Here is an 18,408-nt window from a genome sequence, read left to right on the forward strand (position 1 = left end):
TCCATGTACCGGCTGTCTCACTCGAGTTCCTCGAGCGCGTCGACGACCCGCCGGAGGATCTTTCGCTCGGCCCGACGAACGTTCTTCGAGACGGCAGTATCGGAGACGTCGAACTCGTTGGCGAGCATCTGCAGCGTCGCCCCGCGGGGTTGATCGAAGTATCCCTTCTCGGCCGCGACTGCGAGTGTCTGTCGTTCCACGTCCGACAGCGACCGACAGCCCTCGATGAGGTTGTTCGCCGCGTCGGCGTTCTGGAGCAGGTCGTACAGCTCGCTGAGTTCGAACGCGTCCTCCGAGAGGACGTCGAACTCGTTGTTTCGCTCCAGATCGGAGAGCGCGTCGTCGGCCCTCTCGTGCGTATCGAAGCCGACCTCCCAGCGCTCGCTCCCGGCCTCGATGTGGAACGGGCCGGTGATGTAGCCGCCGTTGTCCCGGATGACCCGCATGGCGTTGGTCTCCCCGATCACCGTCCGTAACAACGCCGTCCCCTCGTGTTTCTTGAAGAGCGAGCACTCCTGCATGTTGTCGTGGGTCTGCAGCGACGACAGCCCCGACTCGAGGGTCGACCGGTCGTCCCCTTCGATCATCATCCGCGTCTCGAGTTCGCGGCGCTGGCTATCGAACTCCCACTGAACGGCGGTGAAGGACACGTCGTGATCGTCGCTCGTGTCGATGAACGGACAGTCGTACTGCTCCATGTCCAGGGTGAGGTCGATCATTATCTTCTATTGTGATTTGGCACCCATAATCCTGCCTATTGGCTTCGTCGCTGACATGTGGGAAATAACCTCCCCGTGGCGCCTGATCACGAGTCATCACCGCCGAACCGGTCTTTGATCGCCGCCCGGTCGATCTTCGAAGGGCCACTCATCGGCATCTCCTCGACGAACGCGAGGTGTTTCGGAATTTTGAACCGGGCCAGTTTCCCGTCGAGGAACACGGCCAGTTGCTCGAGCGTGAGTGCGTTTTCAGCCGTGCTACCCCCTTCGCCGTCTCCACTGTCGAGCCCATCTGCAACTTCGACGACCGCCTTCCCGACCGTTCCCCACTGCTCGTCGGGAACGCCGATGACGATCACCTCGGCGACGGCGTCGTGATCCGCGATGACATCTTCGACCTCCGGCGGATAGACGTTCTCCCCGCCGCTGATGAACATGTTCTTCTTTCGGCCTTCGATGTGGTAGAACCCGTCTCCGTCGACCCGGGCGAGGTCGCCGGTCGAGACCCAGCGTCGGGCGTCTTCGTCGCCGCTCGCGCCGTCGGCACCGAACGTCTCCGCCGTCGCGTCGGGGTTGCGCCAGTACTCGCGAGCGCCGTGGGGGCCACGCAACTCGAGTTCGCCGATCTCGCCCTCCTCGAGTTTCGTCCCGTCCTCGTCGACGATTCGGACGTCGGCGTGGAGCACCGGCTTGCCGACGCTGGCGACCTTCTCGGAGTCGTACTCGTCGGGCATCGCGAAGTTGTTCGGGCCGATTTCGGTGAGGCCGTAGCCCTGGGAGAGATCGACCCCGCGGTCGCGCCATGCGCGGACGATCGACTCGCGGCAAGGCCCACCGCCACTCTTGACGAACCGGAGGCTCGAGAGATCTGCTTGCTCCCAGTTCACGTGGGTGGCCATCGAACGCAACACCGCCGGCACGGCGACGAGAATCGTCGCTTCGTACCGACTCACCTGCTCGAGGACGCGGCCGGGTTCGACCTCTCGATCGATGACGATGGTCGCCCCCATATGAAAGAGCGGGAGCGTCAGCACGTTCCAGCCGCCGGTGTGGAAAATCGGAAACACCATCGGGGTGACGTCATCCGGACGCAGCCCCCACGCGGTGATCGTGTTCAGCGAGTTCCAGGCGATCGAGCCGTGGGTGATCGTCGTCTCCTTCGGCGTCCCGGTCGAGCCCCCGGTGTGCAACAGGAGGTGAGGATCGGACAACGAGCGCTCGCGCTTCTCGACGGGGGTCTCGTCAGCGGGGAGGCGGTCGTGGTAGGTATCCCACCCGCCGGCCGGATCGTCGGTCTCGATCTCCACGATCGCGGGATCGGCCTCTGACCGGGCGACCGCGTGCTCGAGGAGTTCGACGTAGGGCGACTCGATGACGAGCAGTTTTGGTTCGACGAGATCCAGCAGGGCCGCCAGCTCCGGTGGGGCCAGCCGGTAGGACAGCGGCGCGAGAACGCCGCCGGTCTTCCCCGTCGCGAAGAAGAGGTCGAACGCCTCGAGACGATTCCGCGAGACGATCGCGACTCGCTCGCCCTCGGTCACGCCGTAGGACTCGAGCAACCTGGCGGTTCGATTCGCTCGCCGCTCGACGTCGCCGTAGGTGACGCTCGTCTCCGTCGTCGCGTCGACGATCGCCGTCCGATCCGGCGAGAGCGAGGCTCGTCTGGCCGCCCAGTCGCCGACCCAGTCGTACGGCGTCGAACTCCAGTTCACGGTCGACCTCCTGCTCGCGACGGTTTCGGGTTCATAAGCCGCTTCATTGGAGTCCTCCTTCGAGAGTAGTTCGTCTCATCTTAGCGCGCCTCCGTCGGCGATTCCAGTTCGTTGGCCTCGAGGAACCCTCGGAGCCGTTCGTTCACCCAGTGTGCGTCCTCGATGAAAAAGAGGTGTGCTCCGGCCGGACACTCCTCGAGGCGAGCGTTCGGAAGGCGCTCGGCGAGCAACCGGCCATTCTCCACGGGAACGACGCGATCATCGTCGCCGTGCAGCACCAGCGTCGGTACGTCGATTCCGTGGAGGTCGTCAGCGACGTCGAACCCCAGCACGGCCGCAGCCTGTGCCTGTCGGGCCGCGTCGTCCGCATCGCTCTCGAGACGCCAGTCGACGATTCGCTCGACCAGGTCGGGTTGTTCCGCGTAGAACCTCTCGGAGACGGCAGGCTCCATGCGGTGACGAATCGACTCGCGATCGGTCGCATCCTCGGGCACCGACGTCAGTCGCTGTTTGGTTTTCTCCGGAATACCAGTCGATTCGCGCCCGCCGGGCGTGGTACATAGAAGCGAGAGAGTCGCCGCCCGGTCGTACTCGATGGCGTAGTGCTGGGCGATCATCCCGCCCATACTCGCCCCAACGACGTGGGCTCGTTCGATCCCAGCGTCGGCGAGCACCGCCTCGAGGTCGGCGGCCATGTCATCGATCGAATACGGCCCCTCGGGAGCGTCCGAATCGCCGGTGCCGCGATTGTCCCAGAGAATCGTCCGGTACGTGTCGGCGAGCGCCGCCCGTTGCCATCGCCACATCCAGCGGCCGTAGCCGAGTCCATTGATACAGACGACTGGATCGCCGTTTTCGGGGCCGGCGACCTCGTATGCGACCTGGACGTCGCCGTTTTCGGGGCCGGCGACCTCGTATGCGACCTGGACGTCGCCGTTTTCCGCGCGTGTCATATCTAACACTCTCATGGTGGGATGATGTACACCTCCGTTCGACTATCAACCCACACGTACAGGCTGGCTCCGACAAAGAACTAGCTATGTCGACTGCCAGCCCCGGCGACCGAACCCAGACCAGCCAGCACGTGACGACAGAGCACATCGAGACGTTCGCCGCCCTGACCGGCGACGAGAACCCGCTCCACCTCGATCCCGAGTACGCCGCCGCCGGCCTTTTCGAGGAGCCGATCGCTCACGGCATGATCGCCGCCGGCATCATCTCGAGCGCGCTGGCCGACCTGCCCGGTGACATCATCTACCTCTCTCAGGAGCTGTCGTTCGAGGCACCCGTCTACCCCGGACAGACCGTTATCGCGACCGCGGAGGTTCTCGAGGCCCTCGGAAACGATCGCTACTGCGTCGAGACGACCGCGACGGTCGAGGACGAGGTCGTCGTCTCCGGGGAAGCGACGGTGTTGTCGCTGGTTCGAGACGACGCGTAACGGTCGCTCGAGGTGTTGACGGCGCTCGAGCGCGGTGAAACGGGTGTTTCCAACCCCGAAACCGGTTTCGATTCCGGATCTTCCACTTTACCTAAAGCGAGGGTTATGCTCTTTGCTACCCTATAACCCGTGGGGGTTCCAATGGGCGACAGAAACAACTTACATGTGTGTCGGCACTGCGGTGTTGTCATGGCAACTACCTCACAGGCGCCGCCGCGCCAGTGCATTGCGTGTGACGACGCGAACTTCTCCGTGTTTCGGCCCTGACACACGTACCGGCTGGTATCAGTAGCATGCGTCCTAAATAAGGGGCATCGACTACTATCAACGAGTTTTTTCGAGGATCTGACCCACTGCTTACCGACTAGACGAGTACCCGCTCGAGCGCGACGACTGCCCCCGACTCGGCGTCGGGGTCGCCGACGAGTCGCCCGAGACAGATTGCAGCCCCGTCGGGCGTGTAACACGCCAACAGGGTGTCCCGCTCGACACCGCCGTCGACCTCAAGTACGCCTGGCGCGTACACCGGCGCACCCGTCGCGACCGACTCGGCTGCGTTTTCGGCAATCGTGATCGCGGGCAGGTGCTCGAGGATCCGTTCGGCTGGCTCAACGACCGAATACAACGATTGGGAATCGTCGTCCTCGACCCAGAACGCGAGGGCGTCGAGCAACTCGTACGGCGTGTGCAGCGTCGTGTCGTCGAACGGCATCGTCGCCGTCCGTCGGAGATGTCCCATGTGGGCACCGGTGCCGAGTGCAAGCCCCAGATCGTGACAGAGCTTTCGGACGTAGGTACCGCTCTCACAGCGAATGCGCAGGAGTACCTGGCGCTCACCCACCTCGAGCACGTCGAGGTCGTAGATCTCTCGCACCCGGAGGCGCCTCGAGACGGCGCTCTTTCGCGGCGGCTTCTGGTAGATCGGGGCCTCGAACTCGGCGATCACCGATGCGGCGTCGCTCGGCACCGGGCCGTGACACTCGAGGACGGCGACGTACTCCTTTTCCCCCTCGAGGAAGGCCGGCGCCAGCCGAGTGGCGTGACCCAGCATGATCGGGAGACAGCCGGTGACCTTCGGATCGAGCGTCCCCGCGTGAGAGGCTCGATCGATTGGCGCTGCGTCGGCTTCGGTGAGCGTTTCGGCGACGGCGTCCCGGATCCAGCCGCTCACCTGGTGGGAAGAGGGCCCCGGTGGCTTATCGAGGTTGACGACGCCGAACTGGAGGAGTTCGGCAGGCGAGCGCTCCTCGGGCGATCCTCGGCGAATCATCAGAACTCGTAGTCGATGTCGACGGGCGTTTTCCCTTCGTCGGCGGTCGTATCGTACTCCTCGACGGCCGTCACGAGCGTGTCGAAGACCGCTTCCGGGCTCCAGCGGGCGGTGTTGACCGAGAGATCGTAGATGCTGAGGTCGTCGAACTCGATACCGTAGTACTCACGATATCGGTGAACCTCGCTCGCTTCTCGTGCGCGGGTTTCCTCCATCGCTCGCTCGGGCGCTTTGTCCTCGCGGTCGGCGATCCGCTCCCCTCTGACCGCCAGTGGCGCATCGAGCCAGAACTTCAGGTCGGCCTGCTCGCCTGCGAGCCAGCCGGCCAGACGCGACTCGAGGACGAGATCGTCGCGTTCGACGGCGATTTCGCGCAGTCGGCGGTCGAGGTCGCGATCGATCTGGTCGTTCTCCTCGGCCAGCTTGTTGAACTCGAGTGGGGTATACCCGCGTTCGTCCGCGAGTTGTCGAAATATGTCACCGCCGCTGACGTGCTCGAATCCAAACGTCTCGGCCAACAGTTCCGCGTTCGTCGTCTTTCCTCCACCCGGTGGCCCGGAGACGGTGAGTAACATAGTCGAATTGCGTCGGGCCCCCTCAAAGGGGTTTTGAATCGCGTTGCTCGAGGTAGACGGCGTTTCCGGCTGCTGTTGGAGAGGTATTACCGGCTGCTGTTGGAGAGGTGTTACCGGCTGCTGTGACTCGAGTTCGGGATAGCAGGAAAGGGCGAGTTAGCAGGAAAGAACGCGGTTCGAGAGATTAGCTCGTCGCCGGCGTCATATCGATGTTGAGCGCCTTGCGCAACAGCTGTACGAACCCCATCGAGCACAGGAAGTACCAGACAATCCAGGCACGCAGGGGGCCGATGACTCCCTCGTTCCACTGGGTTTCACCGATCATCGGCATCACGACCGTTTCGGTAATGGTCTGTGGCCCGGAGCTGTGGATTCGCCAATACATCCACAGGAACAGCGGGATGGTAAAGAGCATGATCCAGACCATCGGGCGGAACTGCTCTTTGAACATCCCCAGGTTGTCGGCCATCGCTTCCATCTGCTCTTCCTGGACGCGCTGGAGTTCGTTGTCGAGCTTCTCTATTTCTGCTTCGCTCGCGCCGCGCTCTTCGGCTTCCTTTTTCCGATCTTGGACGTCGGAGCGCTTGTCCTGCATCGCTTTCATACGCTCCTGATACTTCCCCATCCGTTCCATGTTCATCAGGTTCGCCTGCAGGAGCGTCGAGTACAGCCCGGTCATCATCGCGATTGCCAGGATCACGGCGTAAAACGGCATCGACGCCGCCAGCGGGCCGAGTGCGATGTCGATGATCCCACCCACCGAATCCCTGACGGAGTCGAACCAGTAGCCGACCATGAACAGCACCGACGCGAGTCCCGCCAGCTTGTCCCACTGTGACCACTGTGACTCTTCTGAGTCGATGTCCGGGAGATCCTCTCCGATGCCCTCTCCATCGCCGTCGAGTGCCTCGTCGTAGGCCTCCCGATCCGCGATGATGAATCCCTCTTCGCCGTCGACAAGCACGCCCTTTTCGATCAGTCGACCCCACTGGCCGCTCGTGAGGTCGTCACGAACGTCCGCCCACTCGACCTCGCCGCCGTTTTCGTCGGCTTCGCGCCGAATCGTCTCGAGGGCGTCCTCGAACGAGGAATCCTCGCGGACGAGGGTGTCTATTTTCTCCGCTGTACGCGTCATCTGCTTGGGCTAGGTCACCTTCGGTATACAAGTGTTTATCTTCGGTGGCGTGACTGGGCTCTAGGATGTAGTGGTGAGTCGACCGTGCTAGGTGGAGCCCCAGCTGCTCTTTCCGGCATCACCAGGGCATGTTTCCGAAGCATCGCTGGTGGGGGAGCATCGGAAACCGTCCCTAGTGATGTTGACCCTCTCCGTTCAAGCAGTCCTATCGTTCCTCGAGACTGGCACAAGAGTACCTATCCGATCCGAAAGGGGTCGCTGAAACGCCCTCTCTCCCGGTGGTTTTCGTCGTACTGGTTCCTGATTCATTACGAACCTATTTGCTCATAATTCACATCTGATGGTTTTTTATAATCTGAATTTATTGAACGGGTATAATATGATTGGCGTCTGCACAGGGGATCGAACAGCAACCCGGGGAGCCGCTCCACTGGTGGGTATCGTCCTCCTGTTTGGGATGGTGTTCGTGGGTGCCGCCATTGTTGGTGTGTCCGGAATGATGTTACTCGACTCGCTCGAGGGGCAGAACGAGGTCGAGAATGCCCGGACGTCGATGGACGAAACGAGTCTCCGATTGAACACTGTCACGGAGACGGGAACGCAACAGACGGTTAGCGACGCGACGGTCACCACTGATGGCTCCGTCTCGATTGCGTGGTACGTCGCTGGCGCTGGCGCTTCATCACCGTTTGAAGACACCACCTGCCTTGCCCACGTCGAAGACTTCGGCGCGGTCGTCGAGGACGCTGAGGGTCGGACGATCGCGTATCAAGGTGGCGGGGTCTGGGAACGTACCGAGGCTGGCACCACGATTCGAAGTCCACCACCGCTGACGTACGATGACGGCTCACTCGAGTTCGGACTCGTCACCGTTTCCAGTGAGTCCGCTGGGAGTGGCGAATCGGTCGTCCAGTACGACCCAGACGAGACGACGAATATGTCGGCGAAATTCGAGACAGCAGGGCAGGATCCAGCCTGCGACAGTCACCCGGACTTTGCACTCAAGATCCAGAGCACCTATTACCAGGGCTGGTACACTCACCTCGAGAACGAGTTCGGGGACGAAGCGAACGCAACAGTCGACGTAAACCACGACGAGGAGTACGTCGTCGTGGCACTCGAGAACGCTCGCACGACTGCCCCCGTGTTCGACGTGGACGTTGCGGTTGATCCAATTACCAGCTTCAACGACGGGCTCTCGGCGACGGCGACGGTCACGAATGTCGGAACTGCAAGTGGTTCCGATACTGTATCGGTTACTATTGAGGGGGCGACAGAGACGAAATCGACTGGGACACTCGAGCCCGGTGAGGAGACCACGCTCGATTTCAGTCTCAACCAAAACGAACTGTGGGACGCACTCGGGGTCGGCCCAGGACAGCCGAACGACATCGAGAACTACAACGAGTACAGCTACGATGTGACGACGAGCAATGCTACCCTGGAGGGGACGTTCTTTTACTCTTTCCACCACACGTTCTACCACCTAACCGATGTCGGTCACACCCATGACGGGAACGTTACAACGGTATCGGCTGATCTTACGAACATCGGGAACGAAAGCGAGGCTCGAGATATCACGATCGAACTCGAGAGCGATATCGACGAACTCGGCGAACCACTGACGTACACCGAATCGATACAGGGTGATCCGTGGGAGGACACGGCTGTCGAAATCGATTTCAACCGGAGTGCACTCCCCGATGGGGAGTACACCTACACGGTTGCGGTCGACAACACCCCACAGGCCCCCTGTAATAAGAACGACGGGGCCTGCGAACAGGAGGGTACGTTCGAAATCACGAACGGAGCCGTTGGGGACGTCGACGAAATCATCGTTACCGAGCCATCGGACGTCGGGGTCTCGATTCTCGGCACCGAAATCTCCGGGGAGTGGTGGGGTGGTGGGGCGTATCACAAAAACTGGGCCCCGGTCACAGCGTCGGCCGTGATTGGAGAAACACGCTATCGGTTCCTTCCCAACGGAGAGACCGAGGAGATCCCGCTCGATCAACCGCACTACACCGATCCTGGTGCCCAGATGGAAGACTACAATCTGAACACCTACGGAACCCAAACGCAGACCTACGATATCGAAACCGAGATTGAGTCCGGTTCGGTGACGATCGAGGCGACGTACTGGCCCTGTGCCCAGGGTGGACTGACACACGTCGCCACGGATGAGGCAAAAGACGGCGAGACGACCCACCACTACTCGTGCAACGCCTTTGCATATGGCGAGGAGATCACCGTCGAAGGTGGTGGGGCTGGCGACGCGAGCACCGACCACGGACTCATGATGACCCGGACGGCGGACGACAACCACATGCCGGACATCGAAAAAGGGTTCCCGCTCCAGCGAAGCATCAACGACGTCTTCCAGGACGGTACTGACGACGTCGAACTGATCGACAACGAATTGCAACTCGAAGCAGGTGATTTCGCGTTCATGATGGAAACGACCATGACGCAATCAGAACTTCAGTCCGAGTTCCCCGACTATCCCTGGGAGACGGTCGACACGGCCAACCAGTCCGAGATGAACCTCGCTGCGTGGGATATCGCGGCCAACTATCGGGAGAACGAGGATGGTGATCCTAACTTCAACGACATTATCGGGTTCGTTCAGGTTGACGGTGGAGCGAGTTACGTCGATTTCGACGATCCGAAGGTAGATTTCCGGGTCGATGGCGAGAAACGTAAACCGTCACAGTCGGGAACTGAGCCGGAATCCATCGGCGATGGAAGTGCAGTTAGCGTCGAAACGGACGCAATCGTCATCAGCTAGTCCCGGAGACTGATTTACCTACGCATTTTCGATAACCGCCCTCACGTCCTCCCACACCTCGTCGGGTGCTTGCTCTCCATCCACCCGCTCGAGCACGCCCTTGTCCCCGTAGTACTCGAGTACCGGTTCGGTGTTCTCTCGATACACCCGCAATCGTTCACGAACCGTCTCCTCGCTGTCGTCTTCGCGCTGCACCAGTCGTTCCTCGACCGCTGGATCCTCCGCCGGATTGTACTCGAGGTGGTAGATATCGCCCGTCTCGGGATCCATCCGCCGGCCGGTGAGTCGGTGAACGAGTTCGTCCTCGCTCACGTCGAGAGCCAGCACGACGTCCAGGTCGGTCATCCCCTCGAGCGCCTCGACCTGCTCGAGGTTTCGTGGATAGCCGTCGAGAATGAATCCATCCGCCGACGACAGCGCCTCGTCGACGATAGCGTTGACCACCTCGTCGGGGACGAGTTCGCCCTGATCCATGTACTCCGCGGGCGTCTCGTACTCGAGATCGAGGTGGGAGATGTCCATCTGCTTGTTCGATCGCAGGGCGTCTCCGGTGGTGACGTGTTCGACGTCGAAGTGGTCGCTGATCGTTGCACTTTGTGTCCCCTTCCCGGCCCCGGGAGCGCCGAGGATGAGAATCCGTGGCTGTGCCATAGGCGTCGGTTCAGCCCCAGCGCATAAAGGCTTAAAGAATGGCGCACGATCATCCGGCTATGACCCGATTCTCGGCTGGCGACCCGAAAGCTCGCCGCCAGCTCTTCGTCGACGCCATCACGGCCCACCGCCAGCGAGCCAGCCCGTTCTTGACGATTGAAGTGGACGAAACGAGTCTCGAGCAGGAGGCCGACGTCGGCCCGGCGGCGGAACTCGGTATTCCCTGGGTACAGTTCGCCGACGGCATCGTCAACCTCGACTGTACGAACGAGGAACTCGAGCGGCTGAAATCACTGCTGGATACGTTTCCGGCGTTCAAAATCGAGGAACTGACGCGACCGGAGAACGCCGAGGGAACGAACGTTCGCGTGAGCGCGAAAGCTGACCCCAATCGGATCGCCCAGTTCTGTGAGGCGATCGTCCGTGAGGTGTTCGCGTGTCCCGAGGACGTGACGGTATGGGTGACGGCCGTCTAGGCTGATGGAATCGCCTCCCAGCCCGCTCTCGTGTGAGTGAACGTTGCGTTCGGCGGTTCGTCTAGTTGGTCACGTGCTCATGTGTTCAGGTGCACAGGTGTTCAGGTGTTTGGCTCCTCAGGAAATCGACAATGTCCCGTCGCCTTCGCCGTCGTCACCGCCGGCTTCGTCCCACTCGAGTTCGAACTCGACGCTCAGTTCGCCGGGGCCGCCGGAACTCGGCGTCTCCCGTTCGGCTTTCACCTCGAAGGTCGGGCGTCCCGGCGGCGACATCGTCACGGTCTCGCTCCCTGACTCGAGTGTGAGGTCGTCACCGGCCTCGAGGCGATCCGCGACGGAGCGGAGGTAGTCGGCGATTTCTGCGGCATTCATTTGCTGTTCGAACTTGAAAAGTACTTCTTCCGGCATACCTGCCTGTAGGGGATAGCAGGGTAAAGGAGTAGCGCTGTGCCTCGTTCCCTGGGAGTTTCCGATAATGTATCGTTGCTCGGTCAGGTCGACGCTGGGAGAACGATAGACAAAAGGTGGGGCAGCCGAAGGGATGAATGAAGGACACCGGTTCGGACCGGGAACGTTCCCCTGCTGGTCAGTCAGGGCAGACGGATGTCCCACTCGCCGTCCCACGATTGCCCGGCGATCGTTTCCAAATAAATAAGTGTACCCGACCATGATCGTCCACCAATAGACCCACATAATCGAGGTGAATACAATCTTCATTCCACTTCCGACCCCGATGATGACGCGTGTCGACGTCTTCGAGGATATCTTCCTCGTGTTCCTCGGCCTGGGGACACTCGTCGGCATCATCGTCGTCAGCTATACGCTGTACAATGCGTACAAATACCGAGACGACGGTACCCGCGACCCCGATGAGGATCTCCCCACGCTCGGGGAACTCCCGACGGGTGGAACAGGCGGCAAGAAGCTGTTCGTCTCGTTCTTCCTGAGTGCGATCATCGTGATCTCGCTCGTCCTCTGGACGTACGGGATGCTCCTGTACGTCGAAGACGGTCCGGACGACCCTGGTGAGGACGCGATCGAAGTTGACGTCGAAGGGTTCGCCTTCGGCTGGAGCTTCTACTACGAAAACGGCGCTGAATCGAGTAACGAGATGGTCGTCCCCGTCGACACCCCGATCTGGATCGAGGTGACCTCTACAGACGTCTGGCACGCGTTCGGCATATCCGATAAACGGGTAAAAGCCGACGCAATCCCGGGCGAGCGAGACGTCACCTGGTTCACCGCCGAAGAAGAAGGTGAGTTCCTGATCGAGTGCTTCGAACTCTGTGGCCCGGGTCACTCCGCCATGGAGGCTGACCTGATCGTCCTGAGTGAAGAGGACTACGAGGAGTGGCTCGAGGAGCAACTGACCCTCACCCTCGACCTCGAGGATGCAGACGGTGAATCGGTCACCGACGCCGACAACGTCGAGGTCACGCTCTCGAGCGACGACGAGGTCGTCGCGACCTACACCGGCGACGACTTCGAGGACGGCGTCCTCGAGATCAGCGTCGAACAGGGTGATGCGTACACGCTGACCGTCGAATCCACCGACGGTTCCTTCGAGACGGTCGAACTCGAGGACGTCGACATCGTCGACGGCCCGAGCGAAACCGTGACGCTCGAAGAACCCGGTGAGGACGACGACAACGGTGACGATGACGAAAACAACGACGAAACCGATACTGACGACGCTGGAGGTGACGACTGATGGCCGATGACTTCCCCCCGATGACGTCGATCAAACGGTGGCTGGTGACGACCAACCACAAAGACGTCGGTATTCTCTACATTGTGACAGCCATGTTCTTCTTGCTCTTTGGGGGCGTCATGGCGCTGCTGTTCCGTGCACATCTCTGGCAGAGCGGCGGCCTCGGAATCCTGACCGATAGTAGCTTCAATCAGGCGGTCACCGCACACGGTCTGTTGATGGTGTTCTGGTTCCTGTCACCGATCGCCTCGGGCTTTGCGAACTACCTGGTTCCCTTACAGATCGGGGCGAAGGATCTCGCGTTCCCACGATTGAACGCCCTGAGCTACTGGTTCTATCTGTTCTCGGGCGTCCTGCTGATGATCTCGTTCTTCCAGGGCGGGACGTTCGAAGGCGGGTGGACGATGTACGCGCCGCTGAACGTGCCGACGTACACGCCCGCAGTCGAAGCGACGACTGGTGGCACGGCAACGATCCTGGCGTTGATGCTGTTTACGCTCTCGATCACGCTGGGGACGATGAACTTCCTGACCACGATTCACCGCTCGCGGGCGGAGGGACTCGGGCTGTGGAACATGCCGTTATTCACGTGGTCGTGGCTGCTGACGGTCTGGATGATGCTGTTCGCGTTCGCGGCACTGCTCGCAGCCCTGCTGTTGCTCGCGACTGACCGGATTCTCCTGACTCAGTACTTCGCGACCGACCAGGGATCGGGCCTGTTGTGGGCACACATCTTCTGGTTCTTCGGCCATCCGGAGGTGTACATCGTCTTCTTCCCCGCGCTGGGGATCATGTTCGAGACGTTCCAGACGTTCTGTGGCCGGCGACTGGTCGGGCGCAAGTGGGTCATCATTTCGATGGTGCTCGTCGCGGTTCAGTCGTTCCTGGTCTGGATGCACCACATGTTCTTGACCTCGATCAACCTCGAGATCAAGACGCTGTTCATGGCGACGACGATCGGGATCTCGCTGCCGTTCGACCTGATGGTGTTCGCGCTGATCTACACGATGGTCAAAGGGCGCGTGCGATTCACGACGCCGTTCCTGTTCAGCCTTGGCGCGCTCGTCCTGTTCATCCTCGGAGGTATCACCGGGGTGTTCCTGGGCGCGGTCGTCCTGGACTACGAGTTCCGTGGCACCTACTGGGTCGTCGCCCACTTCCACTACGTGATGGTCTCCGGCGTCACTGCCCTGATTGCCGGGCTGTACTACTGGTGGCCCAAGATCACCGGGAAGATGTACGACGAGACCCTGGGCAAGATTCACTTTGCGGTCTACTTCGTCGGGTTCAACCTGCTGTACTTCCCGATGTTCCTCGCCTGGGAGACCCCACGGCGTGTCTTCCACTTTGCGGAAGGAATGACGTTCTATCACCAACTCGCGACGGTCGGCGCGTTCGTCTTCGGGGCGTCGTTCCTGATCATGTTCTACGCGCTCGGCAAGAGCCTGGTGGCTGGCCCCGACGCACCGGACAACCCCTGGGAGTTCTCCCGCACTGCCGAGTGGGCGATCCCGTCGCCGCCACCGCTCGAGAACTGGGCCGGCCGGCCGAGCTACGCCAGCGGTCGCCTCGAGTTCGTCGACGATACGAAAGCGGCTGCAACGGACGGCGGCACTGGATCGTTGGCCGTTGCCGAGAGCGGACAAGCTACCCTCGCTGAACATCATCACGAGGAGGAAGAACACGCTGACCACGCCAGCATCTGGCCATTTGGTATCGGTCTCTCGACGGCCATCTTCTTCCTCGGTCTCTCCGGGCTCACCCCCTACGTCGGCCAGTTCGCGGAAGCGCGAGGGGCGGACATCGTTGGGACGCAAGATCCCAACATGATCTACCCGATCGTGACGCTCGCCGGCCTGGGAATGCTCCTTTACACCCTCTGGAAGTTCGGGATGGAAGAGTTCAACGCGCCGGAGATGGCCATCGCCGAGCGCTGGCCGTTCGAAGGCGTCGGGAACACGAAACTCGGCCTGTGGTTCTTCCTGGCCTCCGACGTCGTCGTCTTCGGTGCAGCTCTCGGTGCGTTCGTCTTCATGCGCATCCACATGGGGTGGAGCGAGTGGACGACCGTCCCGCCTGCCGCGTGGCCCGGCCTGCTCAACACCTACGTGCTGTTGACCTCGAGTTTCACGGTCATCCTCGCGCTCGTCATGGCCGAACGCGGCAACAAGAAGGGGCTGCTCGCCACCCTCAGTGCAACGATGTTGCTGGGCCTGACCTTCATGGGCGTGAAAGCCTGGGAGTACAGCACGAAATTCGCCGAGGGCGATTACTGGTTCAGCGGTCTCGAGTACTCCATCTACTACGTGACGACCGGTCTCCACGGCCTGCACGTGATCCTGGGCCTGCTCGTTGCCGGCTTCATGATCGTCAAGATCGTGCTGCAGGACGCCTATCTCGACGACCACCGTCCGGTGGAGTACTTCGGGCTTTACTGGCACTTCGTGGACATCGTCTGGGTGTTCCTGTTCCCGCTGTTCTACCTGATGTAACGGCGGGCCGTTCGTTTTTTCGTCCATTACGTTCGCATTCTCAGAGTATAGCAGTCGCTTTCTCGTCGGTAGGGAGTCGGCAATTTGCCCTGGAACGCGGTCGTCTCGAGGATTGGCTTCGCTCGGCTGATCAGTTCGTTCGATACCAGGCCAGCACATTTCTGTATCGCTTCCTCGGTGACGAAAGCAGGTGCTACACAGGACTGTTGATACGGTCGATTACCGAGAGTTGTCGTCCAGGAGTGGAGCTCGTCGGTAGTGAAGGGTCGTGACTCGAGGCGGACAACGCCCCTCTCAGCCAGCCCAGACGAGGGCGTACATGAACGAGAACATGAAATAGACCATAAACACGGTGACAGCCGCCTTCACGTGGAAGGTGAACAGTTCGAAGGATTCGTCCTCGCGAGCCGCCTCGAACGCCTCGAGCTCGCCCTCACTACACGTGTCGTCGTGAACGACCCCAACGTGATAGGTCACCTGTTCGGCCGTCTGAAACGGCCGTCCACAATGCGGGCAGGTCTCCGGCTCTGCTTCCGCCGGGACGTCGTACTCGAGGTCGGTGACCGGTTCGGCGAGCATCGTCGACTCGAGGTAGGTGTCGCGTCGAAAAGTGTGTACCGATCCGATCGGGGAGTTCTCAGGAGTGTCCGGGTACGCGTTTCAGGGTGGTGAATCGGGGCTCAGGCGGGCACGTACGGCGGCTCGACCGCGGGCAACGAGACGAGATACAGGCTGATCATCGTAAAGACGATCATGACGATGATGAACGGATACTGGCTCTTGATGGCCTGAAGGCGACCGGGGAACAACTCGATCGAGATTGCGTGAGCCATCCAGACGGCGAGGACGTGCCCGACGAGGATGCCTGCGATTTCGACGTAGCCGAACCACGAGGTCAACGCAAGCTGGGTCGGGTTTGGATCGGGGTTCAGCGGAGCCTGGAGTACACTAATCAGCGACGGCCACAGCGATATCGAGAATCCGAGGTAGTGGGCGACGTGGTAGCCGGCTGCGATCGCGAGCAGGGGGGCAGCGTAGCGGACGGCGAGGTAGCGCTGTGAGAGGTACGTTTTGGCGCGAGTTCGCGTCCAGCCAGCGGCCAGCCAGTACATCCAACAGAAGACGGCGTAGCCGACGAGCAACACCAGCAGGTAGGCGAGCTCTGGTGGCAAACCGAGGGCAACCAGAATTTCGATCGTCCAGACACCCGGAAGCGTGACGATGAAGCCGCTGTAGGTTAACTCCCACACCAGCAAGATGACGAACGCGACGATGGAGAGATCCGTGACGACGTCGTCGTCGCTGAGGCGCGCACCCGGCCACCGGAGAGAGAGGCCGTCGTCGGTTCGCTGGATCGGCGCGACGGAGCCGTACAGCCGGAACCACACCGAGAGCGGATCTCCCCGTTCGAACCAGCTCTGGGGGGAAAAGAGGACGGCTCCGGCGAGCGTCCCGACCGTGTAAGCGAGGATGATCGTCGTCAACAGCCAGGGCGTCGAGACGATTGGGGCGATCACCTCGAGCCAGATGAAGACGAGCACCGCCCCGACTGCGGGCCACGTGCCGAGCCAGGACGGGTAGGGTGCGTTTCGGCTGGGGAGGACACGTGCCAGCCGCCGCCACGGGTTGAGCGTCGGCCACGGGTTACCGACCGTGTAGGCGACGAGGGTCAATATCGCCCGAACGCCGACGAAGGTGACGAGGACGGTCGCGCTCGTGAGTCCGATTCCCTGCGGCCCGAGGAAGCCGACGACGATGAGACCGACGAGTGCGCCCACGCCAACCGTCCCGCCGATCAACGAGACCGCCCGCGAGAGCGTATCGTTGGACACGCCAACCGACTGGTCGTGGACGGTGGTGACGAACTCCCGATCGGTGACGAACATCGTCAACAGTGCCGAGGCACCGACGACGCCAGCGCCGGTGGCGAGATAGAGCCACGTCGGCACGGTCACGTCTCCCTGTTCGGTGAGTCCGACGACGACGTTGCTCGCAGAGGCGAGTCCGCTTCCAAGGAGGACTAATAGGAGCGAACCCGCCACGACGAGACCGCCCCGTCGACCGAGAACCGGACGCCAGGTCATTAGCCGACTTGAGGAACTGAACGGGTATGATGGTGTCGTTCTCGGGGCTGCAGTCGACCCTTTTTGGGGCGTCGCCGGTCGTATGAGGAAGGTATAAGTGTTCGTCTCACCGATGTCCCACCAATGTCGAGTGTACGAACCTACACGCTCATCTACGTCCTGTTACTGGTGCTGGGGACTGCCAAGTTCGTGTTCTTCGAACTCCCGTTTAGCTACGAGTTCGCCCTGGGCGCGACGCTCGTTCTCGCAGTGATCAAGTCACTCCTCATCGCGGGCTGGTTCCAGCACCTCGTCGACGAACCGCGTTCGATCACCTACGTGATGCTCACGGCCGTCTTCATGGTGTTCTTGCTCACCGTGGCGGCTGGCTTCTCGATTCAGTAACCCTGTTTACTTCGTTCGACTCTCTCGCTTTTTCCCCTGACCTGACGGTAGTCACTCGACGCCACTTACTATGAGCACCTTCCCCGAGTGGAGTTGCTGCTCGCTCGATCGGTGTCGGTAGTGCGGAGTGACTGTCGAAGGCGTTGGTGGTTAGAGAGTCTCCTGAAACCGCTTCGGGCAGCGCTGAGCGGGGAAAGACGACGGAATACTGGGTTGCATAGCGAACTGTCTGGTAGCACCACAGTGCAACGCTCGGCCCCGTTGGGGACGGAATCGTCGCGTTGTCGCTCCTCGAGTGAGACGTCCCGGCCTAACTCGTCGCTCGAGACCACGGGCTCGAGTAGTGAGTGGACTCGATGTTGTCGTGGATCGAAGACCCACAGTACCGATTCAGTCACACACCGAGTGACAATCGACGAAAATAGTGGCGTGATCGCTCAAACGAGGCGACTATCCCATCAACAGCGTCACAGTGACGGCGATGAGGCCGAGAAATCCAACCAAGAGCGAAGCGAACGCCACACCGATCGCCGTGTTACCAAAGCGGTCTCGAGCGGCGAAGAACGTGCCAAAGAAGATGTAGCCAAAGAGCACTAGCCCACCGATAGCGAGCAGTACCGGCTCGACGAGCGCCGCTTCGACGAACTCTCCTTCGCCGACCAGGAGAACGGCACCGGCGATGAAGGCCGCAATGAGCGCAATGAAGCTGAGCGTCCAGACGGCAGGTGTTTTTGCGAGTGCGACGACGCGACTGTCTTCGGCTTCGGTTCGTGGCGACCACTCGGCGTAGCCACTTCGTGTGCCAGCGTGACCGCTCGGCGTTGCGCGCTGGCCCATTCGCGCCATCGTGTAGACGACGGCGAGTACGAGCAGTCCCATCACGAGTGTGCTTAGCAGGTAGATTTCTGGCATCGAACCCCTCTTGGGGTAGCATAATCCCTACCTCCATATATATCCTGCAGTTGTGGAT

17 protein-coding genes are annotated in these 18,408 nt (G+C 61.1%); 6 read left to right on the forward strand and 11 right to left on the reverse strand.

The features are described from left to right. Nucleotides 1–17 precede the first annotated feature (17 nt). From NGM68_RS12645 to NGM68_RS12655, 3 genes are all read right to left on the reverse strand, one after another. Nucleotides 18–719 carry a helix-turn-helix domain-containing protein gene (locus NGM68_RS12645; RefSeq protein ID WP_252698598.1) on the reverse strand — a complete coding sequence of 234 codons (702 nt, stop codon included), beginning with the start codon at nt 717–719 and terminating at the stop codon, nt 18–20. Between the two features lie 86 nt (nt 720–805). Continuing rightward, nucleotides 806–2,431 carry an AMP-binding protein gene (locus tag NGM68_RS12650; protein WP_252698599.1) on the reverse strand — a complete coding sequence of 542 codons (1,626 nt, stop codon included), beginning with the start codon at nt 2,429–2,431 and terminating at the stop codon, nt 806–808. Between the two features lie 80 nt (nt 2,432–2,511). Next, the gene (locus NGM68_RS12655; RefSeq protein WP_252698600.1) at nt 2,512–3,384 is read right to left on the reverse strand and encodes an alpha/beta fold hydrolase; all 873 of its coding nucleotides are present in this window, start codon (nt 3,382–3,384) and stop codon (nt 2,512–2,514) included. A gap of 86 nt (nt 3,385–3,470) precedes the next feature. On the opposite strand from NGM68_RS12655, the gene NGM68_RS12660 reads away from it, so the two are divergent. Further along, nucleotides 3,471–3,872, forward strand: coding sequence for a MaoC family dehydratase (locus NGM68_RS12660; RefSeq protein WP_252698601.1), 402 nt, complete (start codon nt 3,471–3,473; stop codon nt 3,870–3,872). A 364-nt stretch (nt 3,873–4,236) separates the two neighbouring features. On the opposite strand, the gene NGM68_RS12665 is transcribed toward NGM68_RS12660, so the two are convergent. From NGM68_RS12665 to NGM68_RS12675, 3 genes are all read right to left on the reverse strand, one after another. Further along, nucleotides 4,237–5,142 (reverse strand): RNA-guided pseudouridylation complex pseudouridine synthase subunit Cbf5, encoded by a 906-nt coding sequence (locus NGM68_RS12665; RefSeq protein WP_252698602.1) that lies wholly within the window; start codon nt 5,140–5,142, stop codon nt 4,237–4,239. Further along, nucleotides 5,142–5,717: a (d)CMP kinase gene (gene cmk / locus NGM68_RS12670; protein WP_252698603.1), complete on the reverse strand. Its 576-nt coding sequence runs from the start codon at nt 5,715–5,717 to the stop codon at nt 5,142–5,144. Before cmk ends, NGM68_RS12665 begins: the two co-directional genes overlap by 1 nt. A gap of 184 nt (nt 5,718–5,901) precedes the next feature. Further along, nucleotides 5,902–6,852, reverse strand: coding sequence for a DUF106 domain-containing protein (locus NGM68_RS12675; protein ID WP_252698604.1), 951 nt, complete (start codon nt 6,850–6,852; stop codon nt 5,902–5,904). 379 nt (nt 6,853–7,231) lie between these two features. Between NGM68_RS12675 and NGM68_RS12680 the strand changes: the two genes are divergently transcribed. Next, on the forward strand, nt 7,232–9,640 hold the full coding sequence (locus NGM68_RS12680; protein ID WP_425493570.1) for a DUF7289 family protein: 2,409 nt from the start codon (nt 7,232–7,234) through the stop codon (nt 9,638–9,640). An 18-nt stretch (nt 9,641–9,658) separates the two neighbouring features. Here the strand turns inward: NGM68_RS12680 and NGM68_RS12685 are convergent, their stop codons facing one another. Then, the gene (locus tag NGM68_RS12685) at nt 9,659–10,291 is read right to left on the reverse strand and encodes an adenylate kinase (protein ID WP_252698606.1); all 633 of its coding nucleotides are present in this window, start codon (nt 10,289–10,291) and stop codon (nt 9,659–9,661) included. 59 nt (nt 10,292–10,350) lie between these two features. Here NGM68_RS12685 and NGM68_RS12690 point away from each other — a divergent pair, with 59 nt between their 5' ends. Then, nucleotides 10,351–10,767: a DUF7975 family protein gene (locus NGM68_RS12690; RefSeq protein WP_252698607.1), complete on the forward strand. Its 417-nt coding sequence runs from the start codon at nt 10,351–10,353 to the stop codon at nt 10,765–10,767. Nucleotides 10,768–10,884: 117 nt separating this feature from the next. Here NGM68_RS12690 and NGM68_RS12695 read toward each other — a convergent pair whose 3' ends face one another. Beyond that, nucleotides 10,885–11,175 carry an amphi-Trp domain-containing protein gene (locus NGM68_RS12695; RefSeq protein ID WP_252698608.1) on the reverse strand — a complete coding sequence of 97 codons (291 nt, stop codon included), beginning with the start codon at nt 11,173–11,175 and terminating at the stop codon, nt 10,885–10,887. 325 nt (nt 11,176–11,500) lie between these two features. Here NGM68_RS12695 and coxB point away from each other — a divergent pair, with 325 nt between their 5' ends. Together coxB and NGM68_RS12705 are read left to right on the forward strand one after the other, a co-directional pair. Next, a complete protein-coding gene (gene coxB, locus NGM68_RS12700; protein WP_425493571.1) occupies nt 11,501–12,478 on the forward strand; it encodes a cytochrome c oxidase subunit II in 978 nt (325 codons plus the stop codon). Next, nucleotides 12,478–14,970: a cbb3-type cytochrome c oxidase subunit I gene (locus NGM68_RS12705; protein ID WP_252698610.1), complete on the forward strand. Its 2,493-nt coding sequence runs from the start codon at nt 12,478–12,480 to the stop codon at nt 14,968–14,970. The genes coxB and NGM68_RS12705 overlap by 1 nt, the downstream gene beginning before the upstream one ends. Nucleotides 14,971–15,264: 294 nt before the next feature. Here the strand turns inward: NGM68_RS12705 and NGM68_RS12710 are convergent, their stop codons facing one another. Both NGM68_RS12710 and NGM68_RS12715 read right to left on the reverse strand, forming a co-directional pair. Continuing rightward, on the reverse strand, nt 15,265–15,549 hold the full coding sequence (locus NGM68_RS12710; protein WP_252698611.1) for a DUF7410 domain-containing protein: 285 nt from the start codon (nt 15,547–15,549) through the stop codon (nt 15,265–15,267). 101 nt (nt 15,550–15,650) lie between these two features. After that, a complete protein-coding gene (locus NGM68_RS12715; RefSeq protein WP_252698612.1) occupies nt 15,651–17,054 on the reverse strand; it encodes a hypothetical protein in 1,404 nt (467 codons plus the stop codon). Nucleotides 17,055–17,177: 123 nt separating this feature from the next. Here NGM68_RS12715 and NGM68_RS12720 point away from each other — a divergent pair, with 123 nt between their 5' ends. Next, nucleotides 17,178–17,438: a cytochrome C oxidase subunit IV family protein gene (locus NGM68_RS12720; protein WP_252698613.1), complete on the forward strand. Its 261-nt coding sequence runs from the start codon at nt 17,178–17,180 to the stop codon at nt 17,436–17,438. Nucleotides 17,439–17,888: 450 nt separating this feature from the next. Here NGM68_RS12720 and NGM68_RS12725 read toward each other — a convergent pair whose 3' ends face one another. Further along, the gene (locus NGM68_RS12725; RefSeq protein WP_252698614.1) at nt 17,889–18,350 is read right to left on the reverse strand and encodes a hypothetical protein; all 462 of its coding nucleotides are present in this window, start codon (nt 18,348–18,350) and stop codon (nt 17,889–17,891) included. Nucleotides 18,351–18,408: the final 58 nt, after the last annotated feature.

It is taken from the genome of Natronosalvus vescus (assembly GCF_023973145.1).
In the GTDB taxonomy this organism is placed as follows: domain Archaea; phylum Halobacteriota; class Halobacteria; order Halobacteriales; family Natrialbaceae; genus Natronosalvus; species Natronosalvus vescus.

Coding starts and splice junctions, on each gene's coding strand:
- NGM68_RS12645 (WP_252698598.1), bottom strand. CDS start 719: ATGATCGACCTCACCCTGGACATGGAGCAGTACGACTGTCCGTTCATC.
- NGM68_RS12655 (WP_252698600.1), bottom strand. CDS start 3,384: ATGACACGCGCGGAAAACGGCGACGTCCAGGTCGCATACGAGGTCGCC.
- NGM68_RS12660 (WP_252698601.1), top strand. CDS start 3,471: ATGTCGACTGCCAGCCCCGGCGACCGAACCCAGACCAGCCAGCACGTG.
- NGM68_RS12665 (WP_252698602.1), bottom strand. CDS start 5,142: ATGATTCGCCGAGGATCGCCCGAGGAGCGCTCGCCTGCCGAACTCCTC.
- cmk (WP_252698603.1), bottom strand. CDS start 5,717: ATGTTACTCACCGTCTCCGGGCCACCGGGTGGAGGAAAGACGACGAAC.
- NGM68_RS12675 (WP_252698604.1), bottom strand. CDS start 6,852: ATGACGCGTACAGCGGAGAAAATAGACACCCTCGTCCGCGAGGATTCC.
- NGM68_RS12680 (WP_425493570.1), top strand. CDS start 7,232: ATGATTGGCGTCTGCACAGGGGATCGAACAGCAACCCGGGGAGCCGCT.
- NGM68_RS12685 (WP_252698606.1), bottom strand. CDS start 10,291: ATGGCACAGCCACGGATTCTCATCCTCGGCGCTCCCGGGGCCGGGAAG.
- NGM68_RS12690 (WP_252698607.1), top strand. CDS start 10,351: ATGACCCGATTCTCGGCTGGCGACCCGAAAGCTCGCCGCCAGCTCTTC.
- NGM68_RS12695 (WP_252698608.1), bottom strand. CDS start 11,175: ATGCCGGAAGAAGTACTTTTCAAGTTCGAACAGCAAATGAATGCCGCA.
- coxB (WP_425493571.1), top strand. CDS start 11,501: ATGATGACGCGTGTCGACGTCTTCGAGGATATCTTCCTCGTGTTCCTC.
- NGM68_RS12705 (WP_252698610.1), top strand. CDS start 12,478: ATGGCCGATGACTTCCCCCCGATGACGTCGATCAAACGGTGGCTGGTG.
- NGM68_RS12710 (WP_252698611.1), bottom strand. CDS start 15,549: ATGCTCGCCGAACCGGTCACCGACCTCGAGTACGACGTCCCGGCGGAA.
- NGM68_RS12715 (WP_252698612.1), bottom strand. CDS start 17,054: ATGACCTGGCGTCCGGTTCTCGGTCGACGGGGCGGTCTCGTCGTGGCG.
- NGM68_RS12720 (WP_252698613.1), top strand. CDS start 17,178: ATGTCGAGTGTACGAACCTACACGCTCATCTACGTCCTGTTACTGGTG.
- NGM68_RS12725 (WP_252698614.1), bottom strand. CDS start 18,350: ATGCCAGAAATCTACCTGCTAAGCACACTCGTGATGGGACTGCTCGTA.